The sequence below is a fragment of the Saccharibacillus sacchari DSM 19268 genome (assembly GCF_000585395.1).
GTDB lineage: Bacteria > Bacillota > Bacilli > Paenibacillales > Paenibacillaceae > Saccharibacillus > Saccharibacillus sacchari.
This window is the reverse complement of sequence record NZ_KK073875.1, coordinates 621,680-636,165: the sequence shown is the minus strand read 5'-3', so window position 1 is coordinate 636,165 and position 14,486 is coordinate 621,680. Positions and strand designations below refer to the sequence as shown.

Sequence of the window (14,486 nt, the reverse complement as noted above, 5' to 3'; positions counted from 1 at the left end):
GATGACGAATACGACGCAGACCAGACACACGATTTCAATCCTGGTGAATGACCAACCGGGCGTGCTGCAACGGGTATCCGGATTGTTCGGCCGCCGCGGATTCAACATCGAGAGCATTACAGTGGGCCAATCGGAAGAGCAAGGGCTCTCCCGAATGGTCATCGTAACCACGGGCGACGACAAAACCGTTGAACAGATCGAAAAGCAATTGTACAAAATCATTGACGTCATCAAAGTCGTCGACCTGAGCGCGAATCCGATGGTCGGCCGCGAACTGGCGCTGATCAAAGTCAAATCCGAGCCGACCGCCCGTCCGGAGATTATGGGATTGGTCGAAACCTTTCGCGCCGCGGTCGTCGACATCGGCACCCACAGCCTGATGGTTCAAGTTGTCGGAGACACCGAAAAGATCGATGCGATGATCGAACTGCTGTCTCCTTACGGCATCCGCGAGCTGTCCCGCACCGGCGTGACCGCCATGATCCGCGGCAACGCCTAAAGCAGTCCGTCCCCAAGCAGGAAAACGAGCCTCACTGGCGAATCGAATTTATAGAATAGAAAAGACGCACACGACGGATGCCTGGATAAGCCGGAAGCGATACACCATCGCTCCCGGCATCCGCACACATACCCCGAACAAGCGGGGAGCTGAACGGAGTCAGTCTTTACGACTTTCCCTACAAAAGTCCGTGAATTTTCGAAAAGTGTTGTTCGCTTGCGGAAGCGCTCCAGCGGAGGGGGAAATTCAGTTGAAATCGCCTTTGAACTCGGAAAGCCACTACTTGAATATGCATTCAACTTTCCGAGTGAGACAGCGATTTGAACGAATTTCCCCCGCAGCGCCCCACTTCCCCGCACGAACAGAAACTTGCAGAAAATCGGCGACTCCGCTGAGCTACCCGCTTGTTTGGGCAGGGTTGAGGCTTTATACACAAAGGAGGAAATAAGAATGGCAATTACTACTTATTACGAAAATGATGCAGACCTGAGCGTACTTCAAGGAAAAACGATCGCAATTATCGGCTACGGAAGCCAAGGACATGCACACGCACAAAACTTGCGTGACAGCGGTCTTCAGGTAATCGTCGGTCTTCGCGAAGGCAAATCGGCAAACAAAGCAAAAGAAGACGGCTTCGAAGTACTGTCGGTTGCAGAAGCAACGAAGCGTGCCGATGTCGTTCAAATCCTCATGCCTGACGAAACGCAAGCCTCCGTGTATAAAAGCGAAATCGAACCGAACCTGAAAAGCGATGCGACACTCTTGTTCGCACACGGCTTCAATGTTCACTTCGGTCAAATCGTAGCGAAAGAAGGCAACGACGTTCTGCTGGTTGCTCCAAAATCCCCGGGTCACATGGTTCGCAGAACCTATGAAGAAGGATTCGGCGTACCGGGCCTGATCGCAATCCACCAAAACGCAACAGGCAAAGCTCAACAAATCGGCTTGGCTTACGCAAAAGGCATCGGCTGTACGCGTGCCGGAGTTATCGAGACTTCGTTCCGCGAAGAAACCGAAACCGACCTGTTCGGCGAGCAAGCCGTACTGTGCGGCGGCGTAAGCGCCCTGGTTAAAGCTGGTTTCGAAACACTGACTGAAGCCGGCTATGCGCCGGAAATGGCTTACTTCGAGTGCCTGCACGAGCTGAAACTGATCGTTGACCTGATGTATGAAGGCGGCCTTTCCACAATGCGCGATTCCATCAGTAACACAGCGGAATACGGCGATTATGTAACAGGTCCTCGCATCGTAACCGAAGACACGAAGAAAGCCATGAAAGAAGTACTGAGCGATATCCAACAAGGCAAATTTGCGCGCGACTTCATGCTGGAAAATCAATCCGGCCGTGCATTCCTGACTGCAACGCGCCGCAACGAATCCGAGCACCAGCTCGAAGTTGTCGGTTCGCAACTGCGCGATATGATGCACTGGATCAAAAAGTAAGATACCTGAAGCTTGATGCCTGTTGTCGCCAGGTCGTGAGTACGGCGCAAGGCGATGACAGCGTATCGGGACGGGGCCTATCCCGCGCCGCAAAAATGCGGCGTCCGGGGTGGCCCCTTTGCGCATTCATTCGAACTTCATGAAGGAGGCCAAACCGTGCGGAAAATTCATATCTTCGACACGACGCTGCGCGACGGCGAACAGTCGCCCGGCGTCAACCTGAACACGCGAGAAAAAGTCGAGATTGCTCATCAATTGGAAAAACTCGGCGTGGATCGGATGGAAGCCGGATTCCCGGCCGCTTCTCCGGGCGACTTGGCGGCAGTCAACGCGGTTGCGCGCGCTGTGAAAAATGCCAGCGTCGTCGGCTTGTCACGCTCGCGCGAAGCCGATATCGACGCGGTGCGCGAAGCGCTGAAAGGCGCGGCAGACCCTTGTCTACACGTTTTCCTGGCAACTTCGCCGATCCACCGAAAATACAAGCTGAAGATGGAGAAGCATCAGGTGTTGGAAGCGGCTCAATCCGCGATTCGTTACGCCAAAAAATACTTCTCGAAGATCGAGTTCTCGCTGGAGGATGCAGGTCGTACCGAAGCGGACTTCCGTGCCGAGATGGTAGCGATGGCGATTCGGGAAGGGGCTTATGTCGTCAATATTCCGGATACGGTCGGTTATTTGAACCCCGAAGAGTATGGCGCCATTTTCCGTCATTTGAAAGAAACCGTGCCGGGCATCGAAAAGGTTCAACTGAGCGCGCACTGCCACGACGACCTCGGCATGGCGACCGCCAATACGCTGGCAGCCATTTTGAACGGCGCGGATCAGATCGAAGGCACGATCAACGGAATCGGCGAGCGCGCCGGCAATACGGCGATCGAAGAAATTGCGATGGCACTGGAAACGCGCAGCGATTACTTCGGCGCGAAAACCGGACTGGTGCTGAGCGAGATTGCTCGTACCAGCCGCCTGGTCAGCAAGCTGACCGGCATGAACGTGCCAGGCAACAAAGCAATCGTCGGCGCCAACGCGTTCGCGCACGAATCGGGCATTCACCAGGACGGCATGCTCAAGGAAAAGACGACGTACGAGATCATGTCCCCGGAAACGGTCGGCTTCAAAGAAAGTAAGCTGGTACTCGGTAAGCACTCCGGTCGTCATGCTTTCCGCGAGCAATTGCTTGAATTGGGCTATAAGCTGGAAGAAGAGCAGTTGAACGAAGCTTTCGCCAAGTTCAAAGACCTGGCGGACAAAAAGAAAGAAATTACCGACGAAGATCTGCTGGCCTTGCTCGAAGAGCGTCTGCCGGATGCACCTGAGCAATACGGGCTGGAATCGCTTAGCTTCTCGTTCGCGACCGAAGCTGCGCCGAAGGCTAGCGTAACCGTTTCTGTGGCAGGCGAAGGCAATCGCAGCGCCGAAGCAGGCGGGAACGGCACGGTTGATTCGATCTATAACGCGATCGATCAGGCCGTAGGCGAAGAAGTGACGCTGGTCGATTATTCGATCCAAGCCGTTACGCTCGGAAAAGACGCGCTCGGCGAAGTGCATGTTACGATGCGCCAAGGCGAGACCGAGGTTCGCGGTCGCGGCGTAAGTACCGACGTACTGGAAGCCAGCGCTCGTGCGTATATCGATGCGCTCAACCGTTTGGCGGCGGAGCGCCGTTTGCCGGGCGGCCGCAAAGGCGCGGAGAAAGTCTGGTAAAGTTTTAGCCGAACCAAACGTGCGGGATTTAGACAGGCAATTGCGGAATCGATCGCGGCGGAACGTTTTGACGCTCGACGAGAAGATTCGCTATATCTATATAAGGCGTCTTTTCAAAAACCCGACTTCCTTCAAGCAAATGGAAGTCGGGTTTTTCGTTGAAAAGCTGGCTTGATAAGCGATTCGCAGCTAGAACCTTGTCAACGCCAAACGTAATCCTCTGATTAAGAGTTGAAAAGGTAATAGAAAAATTTCTAACGGATTGAAATGACGCTTAGAGGGCATTTGGAGCGGCTGCGGAATTTTAACGGATCGAGATGACGCTTAGCGTGAAAATTTGCTGAATTTCGGCGGAAAAGACAAAGAAAAAAGCGTTTGACGGACATGCGATCCGTTAAAATCGCGGCGGGGGTTGATCTGGGCTTCTAAAGGACATACAATCCGTCAGCCCAGCCCAGCCCAGCCCAGCCCAGCCAAAAAAAGATGCCCCGAAAATCGGAGCACCTCTCGTTTGTTTTTTCGCTTTTTATCAAACAAATCCTCGAAAGTCTATCCACCGCATTGGTCATGCTCTTCGTCATTCTCGCACCGCACAGGTAGCGCGGTCCGCTGTCAGCATACTTGCTTGATGCCCAAGCTTCGCCTGATCTTAAGCGAAGCGGTAGCCCGAACGTTTACCAAGCGTAAGCGTTCGGCGCCGAACCGCCCGGTCCCGGGAAGATTTCGTCCAGACGCTTCAACGCGTCTTCGTCGAATTTCACGTCGAGAATGCGCAGCGCGTCTTCGAACTGCTCCAGCGTACGCGGTCCGATGATCGGAGCCGTGACCGCCGGATTCGCCAATACCCAAGCCAAAGCTACCGTATCTTGCGGATGACCCAGCTCGGCGCTGAATTCGGCGAACTGTTCCAACTGCTCTTTATGCTTCTCGACGCGCTCGGCATTGCCGCCGCTGCGCGAGCCTTCGATCTTTTTCAGCGCGTTGCGTCCGAGCAGTCCGCCGTCGAGCGGGCTCCAAGGAATGACGCCGAGACCCAGCGATTGCGAAGCCGGCAGTACTTCAAGCTCCGGCTGGCGGGTAAGCAGGCTGTATTTATGCTGTTCGGAGATCAAGCCGAGGAAGCCGCGTTTTTCCGCTTCCTTCTGCGCGACGGCAATATCCCAACCGGCAAAGTTGCTGGAACCCACGTAGCCGATCTTGCCTTGCTGCACGGCAACCTCGAACGCGCCCCACAGCTCGTCCCAGCCGACGTTGCGATCGATATGGTGCATCTGATACAGCTCGACGTGGTCGGTTTGCAGACGCTTCAGCGAACCTTCCAGATGACGGCGGATTTTGTAAGCGGACAAACCGCGGTCGCCGTTCGGTCCGTCGTGCGGATCGCTCATGCCGCCGTATACTTTCGTCGCCAGCACGACTTTTTCCCGGCGTCCGCCGCCCTGCTTGAACCAACGTCCGATGATTTCTTCCGTCAAGCCCGCGTTGTCTTTACCTCCGTAAACGTTTGCAGTATCGAAGAAATTGACTCCCGCTTCAAGCGCGGCATCCATGATGCGGAACGAATCCTTTTCGTCGGTCTGTCCTCCGAAATTCATCGTTCCCAAACAAATACGGCTTACTTTCAGCCCCGATTTTCCCAGGTATGCGTATTCCATGTTCGTCGCTCAGCTCCTTGGCCATAGTTTGAAGAAAACGTATTCGTTTATCTTTACCCGTTTACTTTACCAATGTGTACAAACAGAAGCAAATTTCATTATGTAAGTATCGACATTTTGGATCCTTTATAGGCAACTCCTATCAAGCTGATAGTTTCTATATCTTGGTCAATCTCTGACGGAGTATGTTACTGTTTTTGAATAGAGGTTTACAACCGGGACGGTAACGGAAATCTAAGCTTTGACCGGCCGGAATTCCATGGAGAATAGGGAGTGCGACAGATGGCTGAGACGAAAAAGATCGCGGTAATCGCAGGAGACGGCATCGGACCGGAAGTGGTGGCGGAAGCGGAAAAAGTATTGCAAAAGGTCGGCGAAGTATTCGGATATTCGTTCGAAACGGAGCATGCGCTGTTCGGCGGCATCGCGATTGACGAGAAGGGCACGCCGCTTCCGGCGGAAACGCTCGAAGTGTGCAAGCGCGCGGACGCGGTACTGCTCGGCGCGGTCGGCGGTCCGAAATGGGACAACAATCCCAAAGAGCTGCGTCCGGAAACCGGGCTGCTCGGCATTCGCAAAGAGCTTGGCCTTTTCTCGAATCTTCGTCCGGCTGTCGTATTCGACTGTCTGAAAGACGCATCCACCTTGAAGCCCGAAGTGCTGGAAGGCACGGATCTGATGGTGGTGCGCGAGTTGACGGGCGGCATCTACTTCGGCGAAAAATTCCGTCGTCAAACGGAACACGGCGAAGAAGCGGTCGATACCTGCGCATACAACGTAACCGAGGTTGAGCGGATCGCCCGCCAAGCTTTCGATATCGCGATGAAGCGCCGTAAAAAGCTGGCTTCGGTCGATAAGGCGAACGTACTGGAAACGTCGCGCCTGTGGAGAGAAACGGTCATTCGCATCTCGGCCGACTATCCGGAAGTCGAGCTGGAGCATGTACTCGTCGATAACTGCGCGATGCAGCTGCTGCGTCGTCCGTCGAGCTTCGACGTTATCGTAACCGAGAATATGTTCGGCGATATCCTGAGCGACGAAGCCGCGATGCTGACCGGTTCAATCGGCATGCTCGCGTCGGCTTCGATGGGCGAAGGCAGCTACGGCCTGTACGAGCCCGTCCACGGTTCCGCGCCGGACATCGCCGGACAAGGACTGGCGAATCCGATCGCGACGATCCTGTCTACGGCATTGATGCTGCGCCTGACGTTCGGATACGGAGAAGCGGCGGACGCGATCGAACGTGCGGTTGCCGAGGTTCTCGACGCCGGACATCGTACAAGTGATATCGCGGCTGGACGCGGAGACGCGCTGTCCACGACGCAAATGGGCGAGCAAATTCTCAACGCGATTCGCAAATGATAATTATTATAAACAAATAAGCGTTATAATCTTGACTTCGAAAAATCCCGGTGATAACATAGTGTCATGAGTTTCAGAATATTCAGAAAACACTCTTCACCGGGTGTCATTTTGAAGGAGGATTTTCGACAATGGCAGAACGTTTGGTAGGTAAACCGGCTCCGGCCTTTACAATGGAAACTGTATCCGGAGACGGACAGGATTTCGGCAAAGTATCTCTCGAAGATTACCGCGGCAAATGGCTCGTATTCTTCTTCTATCCACTGGATTTCACGTTTGTTTGCCCAACTGAAATTACGGCAATCAGCGACGCTTACGGCGATTTCCAAACGCTGGACACTGAAGTCCTGGGCGTGAGCATCGACTCCGTACACAGCCACAAGGCTTGGATCGCGGCGCCTACGGAAATCGGCGGTCTTGGCAAAATCAACTTCCCGCTGGCTTCGGACATCACGAAAAAAGTGGCAAGCGACTACGGCGTTCTGATCGAAGAAGAAGGCGTTGCACTGCGCGGCCTGTTCATCATCGATCCGGAAGGCGAACTGAAATACCAAGTCGTTAACCATAACGATGTGGGTCGCAGCGTTGAAGAAACGCTTCGCGTGCTTCAAGCTCTGCAATCCGGCGGTCTGTGCCCGATGAACTGGAAGCCAGGCGACAAAACCCTGTAAGACGCGTTCGCTAAGCAGCGACGTTGCTGCTTGAACATTGGATAGCTTAAGCCTTCTTTCCGGCATTTGTCGGGAAGGGGGCTTTTTTGTCCCTTGCCCTCTGGCATGCACGGAAATTACATGCTAATATGAAGGCCAAGCCTATGTAAATGTCCCAAAAATGGTTAAGTATAATAGAAGTAAGCCAACAAGGAGGGTGAACGGCCATGAGTTTCTGCTGCGGAGCTAGCATGATCGGAACAAAAGGAACGCTGACCCACTATCGAACCCAAGTTCATAACGTTCCCTTGCTCTATTGTCCGGTATGCCAACGAATCGAAGTTCATTATAAAGTCGAGAGCGAGTATGAAGTTCTGGCCGAGTACGCGCATGGCGACGGCGAGTCGGAGATCGATTTCCAGGATTACATTTTGGAAGACGACGAAGAGATTTTTGCCAACTGCGTCAGTCTCGATAGCGAAAATAAGATGGAATCGGTCCGCAACCAGATCGATTTATCGCTTGACCTGCTCGGCGTTGCCAAACAAATGGGCGATAAACGCTGGCAGCTTGATTTGAAGCGCCGCCTGGCGGTCATGAGCCAAAAGCTTGAGAAACTCCAACACCAGAAATAATCCGAACGGCGATAGGCTGATTCGGCCCGGCCGATACGGGCAAACGGAATAAACCGGAAGCGATCTTTTGATCCTTCCGGTTTTGTTTCAGTTAGAGCTCGAAAACGGCAGCTCGCTAATCGGAGGTTTGGAAAACGCTATCGTCTTTGTTAAAATAGTAAGGTAGGAATAATTAGGAAAGTCTAATCGAATATAAATACATATCCCGGCATTGGGAAAGACGGAGGAATGTTCATGCAAAACGTACAGGAACTCGCTTCGAGACTCAAACAGAACATCGGAAAAATTATCGTCGGCAAAGACGAGGAAATCGATTTGCTTTTAACCGCATTGCTCGCTTCCGGGCACGTGCTGCTTGAGGATGTACCGGGAACGGGGAAAACGATGCTGGCCAAAAGTCTGGCTTCTTCGCTCAGCCTGACTTTCCAGCGGATCCAGTTCACTCCCGATCTTTTGCCGTCGGATCTTACGGGTATTCATTTTTACAATCAAAAAGATGGTGAATTCCACTTTCGTCCGGGTCCATTGTTCGCGCGCATCGTGCTGGCCGACGAAATCAACCGGGCGACGCCGCGCACTCAATCCAGTTTGCTGGAATGCATGGAAGAGCGCCAGATCAGCGTAGACGGTCAGACGATGAAGCTCGAACAGCCGTTCATGGTGCTTGCCACGCAAAACCCGGTCGATAACCAAGGAACATTTCCGCTGCCGGAAGCGCAGATGGACCGGTTCATGATTCGGATGAAGCTCGGTTATCCGTCGGCGCCGGAAGGTCGCGAAATCCTGCGTCGTACCGTGCAGGCGGAAGGATTATCGGCAGAAACGACAGCGAGAACCGCTACGGCGGAAGAAGTGATCGCCGCCCAGCAGGAATGCCGCCGCGTCACGATTGCCGATGATCTTTTGGATTATATCGTCGCGCTGGCCGACGCTTCGAGAAATCATCCGGAGCTGGCTTTAGGCATCAGTCCGCGGGGGACCCAGTCATTACTGCGTGCTTGCCAGGCTTATGCGGCGCTCAAAGGGCGTAATTATGTGTTGCCGGACGATATTAAAACATTGCTCTCTCCGGTATGCGCGCATCGCCTTGTGTTGAACAATCGCTACGATCTGCAAGATAATCCGGCGGAACGCATTTTGGCCGAATTGACGGACCGGATTCCCGTGCCGAGCGAAGCGGGATTGGAAAGCGAAGTGAGATAAATGGCGCTGCTCGGATTTCTGATCCTTGTCGGGCTGATCGTTGTCGTGCAAGGCTGGTTGCTCGGGAAACCGGCGTTGGCACGACTCGACTATCAGCGCGATTTCAGCAAATATACCTGCCGCGCAGGAGAACGAATCGAGATGGTGGAGACGCTCTCCAACCGCAAGTTGCTGCCCGTTCCGTGGTTAAGGCTGGAAGCGATGCTGCCGTCGGCCTTGCTTTTCGCGCGCAGCGACGATACGAGCGTGAGCGAAGGCAACATTTATCAGAACCATACCAGTCTGTTTACTCTGCCTCCGCGCACCAAATTGACGCGGACCCATCGTATCGATTGCCAGACCCGAGGTATTTACAAGATCGACTCGGCAACGATGACGGGCGGCGATTTATTCGGTTTGTATGCGCCTTCAAAAAAAATCGACCTGAATATGCGCATGGTCATTTACCCGAGTTTGCTCGGAGACGGCGAACTGCCGATCTCATGGAAAACGTGGCAGGGGGAACTTGCGGTGCGCCGCTGGATCGTGGAAGATCCGTTTTTGATCACCGGAGTACGGGAGTATGCGCAGGGTGATCCGATGAATCGGATTCACTGGAAAGCGAGCGCGCGAACGGGCCGGCTTCAAGTGCACAAAAGCGGGCATTCGGCCGATCCGCGCGTCATGATCCTTTTGAACGTCGAAGATTCCGAATCCATGTGGAGCGTCGTGACCCGTACCGAACTGATCGAACGTCAGCTATCGTTGGCCGCGACCTGCGCCTCTGCGTTGATCGGTCAGGGAATGGCAGCCGGATTTGCGCATAACGGCGGTTCGCAGTTGGGCGATCCGGGAATGAGAATCGAGATGGATTACGGTCCTGTTCATTTGAATCAAATGATGGAAGCGATGTCTGGATTTGAATTAAAATCGAGAATGCCTTTTCAGGAACTGCTTCAGCTTGAAGAACAGCGCGAGTTTCGTGAGCCGATCGATTATTTGGTCATCACGGCCCACCGTTCGGAGAAATTGGAACAAGCCGTCGAATCGCTGGAAAAACGGGGCCATCGGGTAGGCATTACAGGCTTCGGGACAAGCGATTCGGGTCGGACTTCGCCGAAAATCCGTTCTTCCCAAAACCGCGTATCGGCGCGTAACGAGGAGGCGGTCTTATGAGCAAACGAGCCGAAACGCCGCCTGTTTCTACTCGTCTTCCCTTGTTGAAAGACTTCGGCCGCCCTGCTGCCTACTCGCTGCTCGAGACGCTGTCGGTGTATGCCGTTGTCGTTTTGCTGGCGCATTATGTATTGAAAATACCGGATATCTTGCTGGTCCTGCCGATTTTTGCGATTCATGCTTTTGCGAGCTGGATCGGGCTGCGACAAGCCGAGAAGCGCGTATCTGCTGCATTTTCATTTTTGCCGTTCGGAGTCGCATTGGTATCGCTGCTTGCGTTCCCGGGCGGATGGTTGGAAAAAGGAGCCGGCGCGGCGGTACTGCTTCTTATCGCTTTGCGGGGGCTGATCGTCGGTCGTCGACAGCTGTGGGACAATATGTGGTTGCGTATTCCGTTAACCGGAGTGGCCGCGATATTGATCGTCTATATCATTGCCGGACGGGGCGTCGGCTTGATGGGCTATCGACCGTTTTTATATTTGGTCGCGACGTTGATTCTGGCTCTGACTTTATTGCTCTTAAACGGCGATCGCGTTCGTAATGCGGCCGGCGAACAAACGTCCGCGCTCGCGAATGTATTGGCGGCCAATCGAAAGTTAACGTGGATCGTGGCCTTCCTTATTGTGTTAGCCGGAATTATCGGCGGGCCTACAGGAGTATTGAACGCGATTCGCGAATGGTGGCTTTCGATATTCGGCGGGTCTTTGCCAGGGAATCCGCCGGGCGTTCAACCCGAGGCTCAGATGCCGACCGTGGATTATTCCCAGCTGGATGGATTGGGAGGCGCGAGCGAACCGCCGCTGTGGTTGAAAGTCATCGGTTACGCGCTGCTCGCTTTATTCTGGATCGCGGCGGCGCTTGCGGTCGGTTGGCTGCTGTACCGTTTGTTCGGTCGCTGGTTACCGAACGGGATACGCAACCTGATCCGAAATCTCGCTTCCAAATTCGGCCTCATGCGCGAATTGCGTTCCGCTCAGAGCGATTCGAATTATACCGATAAAGCGGAAAAGATCGCAACCGAGAAAAGCGGGGGACTGATGCGCCTTTTCCGCCGCAAGCGGCACGAAGCGGAGTACACGGGCAACGATCCGAGATTGCGCTATCGCAGCGTGCTGCTAGGTGCCTCTCGCAAAGGGTATCCCCTTCGATCCAGTCGAACGCCTTTGGAAAACGGAAAAGAGTTGTCGTCGAGCAGCTACACCGAAATGTCTCCGATCGAGCTAGAAAAACTGGTCGAGCGCTATAACCACGCGCGTTACGGCAGCAAGCAAGAGCAAGATTGAATGTGTTCGCTTCAACGTAGTTTCCGACATCAAAAGCAGAAAGTCTACCTTTTTATTCAAACATAATGTTCGTGCTAAAGCGTCTTCGAGAAGAAGCCGCTTTTTGCTTTGAGAACTGACACGCTTTTGCCTGCTTACGATCTTTAAGGTTATAATGGGGGAATAAGGAAAAGAATCAGAGCTTATTATAGCAATGGAGGAGGGATTGTTTGGCTTTAATCTGGATGATGTTGACGGCTGCTTTGTTGGTTACGCTGCAAGCACAACTACTGGGACGTTTTTCGATGCGGGGAATTCGGTATCATCGGAGCTTTAATCACGATCGCTGCCACGCAGGCGACGACTTGGAAATGATTGAAGTCATTGAAAACGATAAGCGTCTTCCGGTTGCCTGGTTGCGTTTGGAGTCGGAGTTTCCCGCAGCGTTCCGGTTTCGCGGACAGCCTTCCCAAAAGATGGAGCTTGGGAGCGTGTATCAGACTCATACAAGCGGATTCGCATTGATGCCTCGTCGTCGGGTCGTTCGTCGGCACTTTTTGACTTGCGAAGGGCGAGGCATTTTTCAACTTTCCACGGTGTTTATGACTTCGGGCGATTTGTTCGGTTTTATCGAGCAGGCGCGCTCCGAAAATATCAAAACTCCGCTTATCGTGTATCCGGCTCTGCTGGACCATGCTCGACTGCCGCTGTCCTGGCACAACTGGCAGGGGGATTTGTCCGTCCGTCGCTGGATTATGGAAGATCCGTTCCTGATCGAAGGCTCGCGCGAGTATACGGCGGGCGACCCCATGAATCGGATCGATTGGAAAGCCAGCGCGCGCACGGGCGGTCTTCAAGTTTATAAACAAGGATACTCGGCCGATCCGAATGTGATGATCGTGCTGGATATCGGCAAAGTCGTGCCCGGACTTCAACAAGGAGGCGGCGAGGCTGAAGCGGAGCATGCGATTAGTCTTGCCGCGACCTGCGCAACCTCTCTGAGCGCAAGCGGAGTTCCGGTAGGATTCGTACATAACGCGCACAGTTTGAACGAACGACGTATTCCTTCAGGCAGCGGAGCGGTGCAAAGGCAGCTGATCATGGAGGCGATGGCGGGCATTCGACTTCAGCAAAAAAATACACTGTCGGATTGTCTGATCGAAGAGGCCAAACAGCCGAAGCAAGGACTTGCCAAAGATTATCTCGTGATTACGAGCACTGATCCCGCAAGCATCGGACAGGCATGCAAGCAGCTCGAGCATCTTGGCCATCGGGTCAGCGTCATTGATCCCGGCGAACCTTCTGCTATTACTCTTGCCAAAAGCGCGAAAGTTGATAGAGCCGCCGATCGCAAGGAGGTCGGAGCATGAAATTACTGTTGAAAAAAGCGCTGTTTGCCGCGATTCGCGATACCGCGCTCGTTTATTCGCTGCTTTTGCTGCTGGCTGTATACGTATTCGACTTGTCGCCGTATCTATTGGCTGTCCTGATCGGAATCAGCGTGTTCGCCGGGGGCGCTGCGGGCTATCGGCTTCGTACCGAAGCGGCGTACCTGGCAGCGACGGCTTTTCCGGTACTGTCCTCGGCTTTATTGATCGCGGCGGGCCTCATAGACGGACGGGGCATTTTGTTATTGATCGTGCTGGGGTTGGGCGGAGCAAGAGGCGTTCAGCGAGCCGGACGGGCTTCCAGGGATCGAAAAGAAACGTTGATTGTTTGCTGTTGGTTGGTTGCCGGTGTTTTTGTTTACGCTTGGACGCTGCAACGCGCTCTTTTGTCGCCGTACAGCTTGTCGGTCTATATCGCGTTGACAGTCGTGATGCTCGGTTTATTCCTGCGCTGGAACGAGCTGAGAGTTCGCGAAGCGATGGGCGTCTACGGGGATGAAGAGGTGCCGATGAATCGTTTGAAGCGATTCAATGCGGTGTTCATGATCGGCTTCATGCTGCTGGTTTTGCTGATCGGAGGGGCGACGCAGCTGGCTGTGGTGCTGGATTGGATCGTTCATCTTTGGCGTCTTTTATGGAGCGGCACCTTGGACGGTCAGGCGATCGAGCCTCCGATGCCGACGGGGGACGAATTCGCGGAGCCGGAAGAAACAGTGCCTCCGCAAGACGAGCTTGAGGATCAAGAAGTCGGTTGGATGCACTGGATAGCCTGGGGAGTCGCGGCGATCGTTTTGGCATCGATCGGCACTATCCTCTTTTTCCTGCTCAGATGGTTGTACACGATTCTGGCGGAATGGCTGCCGGACTGGTTGAAGCGGCTGTTGGAAAATCTGCGCATCACGGTACGGGCGATTCAAGAACCGGAGCAGGTTGCGTATGCGGATACGACGGAGAAGCTGGAGCCGCGCAAACGGTCTAGAAAACGATCATTCGCAAAGGTTGACGAGCCGCCGGACGGACCGAGACGCGAGTACTTCAAGTTGGTGCAAGCGGCTATTCGCCGCGGTTACGTGTTCCGACCGTGGAAAACGCCGACCGAAACGGGACGCGAGATCGAAGCTTTTCTCGCTGCCGATCAAGAGAACCCCGCGCGCGTGGAGGATGTGGTTGAACGATATAATCACAGTCGGTACAAGTAAGAGAACAATCGATCGTAATTATTCGAAAGACGTGCGTCCGCGCATGTCGATTCAAGACTTAAACCCCGAGCATCCGTATATGCACAACGGAAGTTCGGGGCTTTTTGATTGCCGGCAACCTTACTCGGAGTGACGGTTATGCGCGGCTTGGCGAGCCTCTTCGCTAAGCAAGGAGGAGCATCCCGGGCATCCGCTCGGCGTCCGGCCGTCGGATTGAACGGAGCATCCGGCGCAGGCGCCTTTTTTGCTTTTTTTCCAGAATCGAATCAGTACGTAACCGGAATAAGCAATGACCAAAATGGCAATGATCCAATCGACCATGAGCAATCTT

Annotated in this window: 13 protein-coding genes; 11 read left to right on the top strand and 2 right to left on the bottom strand. The window is 53.9% G+C overall.

Annotation, left to right across the window (positions count from 1 at the left end; all coding sequences use genetic code 11):
- Position 1 precedes the first annotated feature (1 nt).
- The 3 genes from ilvN (at position 2) to SACSAC_RS02830 (ending at position 3,646) form a co-directional block, all read left to right on the top strand.
- Positions 2-499 (top strand): acetolactate synthase small subunit, encoded by a 498-nt coding sequence (ilvN, locus tag SACSAC_RS02840; RefSeq protein ID WP_037283263.1) that lies wholly within the window; start codon positions 2-4, stop codon positions 497-499.
- A gap of 450 nt (positions 500-949) precedes the next feature.
- Entirely contained in the window at positions 950-1,942 is a 993-nt protein-coding gene (gene ilvC, locus SACSAC_RS02835; protein WP_037283260.1) for a ketol-acid reductoisomerase, read from the top strand.
- A 156-nt stretch (positions 1,943-2,098) separates the two neighbouring features.
- The gene (locus tag SACSAC_RS02830) at positions 2,099-3,646 is read left to right on the top strand and encodes a 2-isopropylmalate synthase (RefSeq protein ID WP_037283257.1); all 1,548 of its coding nucleotides are present in this window, start codon (positions 2,099-2,101) and stop codon (positions 3,644-3,646) included.
- 674 nt (positions 3,647-4,320) lie between these two features.
- Here SACSAC_RS02830 and SACSAC_RS02825 read toward each other — a convergent pair.
- Positions 4,321-5,301 carry an aldo/keto reductase gene (locus SACSAC_RS02825; protein WP_037283254.1) on the bottom strand — a complete coding sequence of 327 codons (981 nt, stop codon included), beginning with the start codon at positions 5,299-5,301 and terminating at the stop codon, positions 4,321-4,323.
- A 282-nt stretch (positions 5,302-5,583) separates the two neighbouring features.
- Between SACSAC_RS02825 and leuB the strand changes: the two genes are divergently transcribed.
- The 8 genes from leuB (at position 5,584) to SACSAC_RS02785 (ending at position 14,155) form a co-directional block, all read left to right on the top strand.
- Complete coding sequence (gene leuB, locus SACSAC_RS02820) at positions 5,584-6,663, top strand: 3-isopropylmalate dehydrogenase (RefSeq protein ID WP_037283251.1); 1,080 nt, start codon at positions 5,584-5,586, stop codon at positions 6,661-6,663.
- A 131-nt stretch (positions 6,664-6,794) separates the two neighbouring features.
- Entirely contained in the window at positions 6,795-7,334 is a 540-nt protein-coding gene (locus tag SACSAC_RS02815) for a peroxiredoxin (RefSeq protein WP_037283248.1), read from the top strand.
- A gap of 206 nt (positions 7,335-7,540) precedes the next feature.
- Positions 7,541-7,948 carry a hypothetical protein gene (locus tag SACSAC_RS02810; protein WP_037283247.1) on the top strand — a complete coding sequence of 136 codons (408 nt, stop codon included), beginning with the start codon at positions 7,541-7,543 and terminating at the stop codon, positions 7,946-7,948.
- Between the two features lie 228 nt (positions 7,949-8,176).
- Positions 8,177-9,151, top strand: a complete 975-nt coding sequence (locus tag SACSAC_RS02805; protein ID WP_037283246.1) for an AAA family ATPase — start codon at positions 8,177-8,179, stop codon at positions 9,149-9,151.
- Positions 9,152-10,306: a DUF58 domain-containing protein gene (locus SACSAC_RS02800; RefSeq protein WP_037283245.1), complete on the top strand. Its 1,155-nt coding sequence runs from the start codon at positions 9,152-9,154 to the stop codon at positions 10,304-10,306.
- A complete protein-coding gene (locus SACSAC_RS02795) occupies positions 10,303-11,589 on the top strand; it encodes a hypothetical protein (RefSeq protein WP_037283239.1) in 1,287 nt (428 codons plus the stop codon). The genes SACSAC_RS02800 and SACSAC_RS02795 overlap by 4 nt, the downstream gene beginning before the upstream one ends.
- Before the next feature lie 209 nt (positions 11,590-11,798).
- On the top strand, positions 11,799-12,938 hold the full coding sequence (locus SACSAC_RS02790; protein ID WP_051506816.1) for a DUF58 domain-containing protein: 1,140 nt from the start codon (positions 11,799-11,801) through the stop codon (positions 12,936-12,938).
- On the top strand, positions 12,935-14,155 hold the full coding sequence (locus SACSAC_RS02785; protein ID WP_037283236.1) for a hypothetical protein: 1,221 nt from the start codon (positions 12,935-12,937) through the stop codon (positions 14,153-14,155). The genes SACSAC_RS02790 and SACSAC_RS02785 overlap by 4 nt, the downstream gene beginning before the upstream one ends.
- A 120-nt stretch (positions 14,156-14,275) precedes the next feature.
- On the opposite strand, the gene SACSAC_RS02780 is transcribed toward SACSAC_RS02785, so the two are convergent.
- Positions 14,276-14,476: a FeoB-associated Cys-rich membrane protein gene (locus tag SACSAC_RS02780; RefSeq protein ID WP_037283233.1), complete on the bottom strand. Its 201-nt coding sequence runs from the start codon at positions 14,474-14,476 to the stop codon at positions 14,276-14,278.
- Positions 14,477-14,486 lie beyond the last annotated feature (10 nt).

Coding starts and splice junctions, on each gene's coding strand:
- ilvN (WP_037283263.1), top strand. CDS start 2: ATGACGAATACGACGCAGACCAGACACACGATTTCAATCCTGGTGAAT.
- ilvC (WP_037283260.1), top strand. CDS start 950: ATGGCAATTACTACTTATTACGAAAATGATGCAGACCTGAGCGTACTT.
- SACSAC_RS02825 (WP_037283254.1), bottom strand. CDS start 5,301: ATGGAATACGCATACCTGGGAAAATCGGGGCTGAAAGTAAGCCGTATT.
- leuB (WP_037283251.1), top strand. CDS start 5,584: ATGGCTGAGACGAAAAAGATCGCGGTAATCGCAGGAGACGGCATCGGA.
- SACSAC_RS02815 (WP_037283248.1), top strand. CDS start 6,795: ATGGCAGAACGTTTGGTAGGTAAACCGGCTCCGGCCTTTACAATGGAA.
- SACSAC_RS02810 (WP_037283247.1), top strand. CDS start 7,541: ATGAGTTTCTGCTGCGGAGCTAGCATGATCGGAACAAAAGGAACGCTG.
- SACSAC_RS02805 (WP_037283246.1), top strand. CDS start 8,177: ATGTTCATGCAAAACGTACAGGAACTCGCTTCGAGACTCAAACAGAAC.
- SACSAC_RS02800 (WP_037283245.1), top strand. CDS start 9,152: ATGGCGCTGCTCGGATTTCTGATCCTTGTCGGGCTGATCGTTGTCGTG.
- SACSAC_RS02795 (WP_037283239.1), top strand. CDS start 10,303: ATGAGCAAACGAGCCGAAACGCCGCCTGTTTCTACTCGTCTTCCCTTG.
- SACSAC_RS02785 (WP_037283236.1), top strand. CDS start 12,935: ATGAAATTACTGTTGAAAAAAGCGCTGTTTGCCGCGATTCGCGATACC.
- SACSAC_RS02780 (WP_037283233.1), bottom strand. CDS start 14,476: ATGGTCGATTGGATCATTGCCATTTTGGTCATTGCTTATTCCGGTTAC.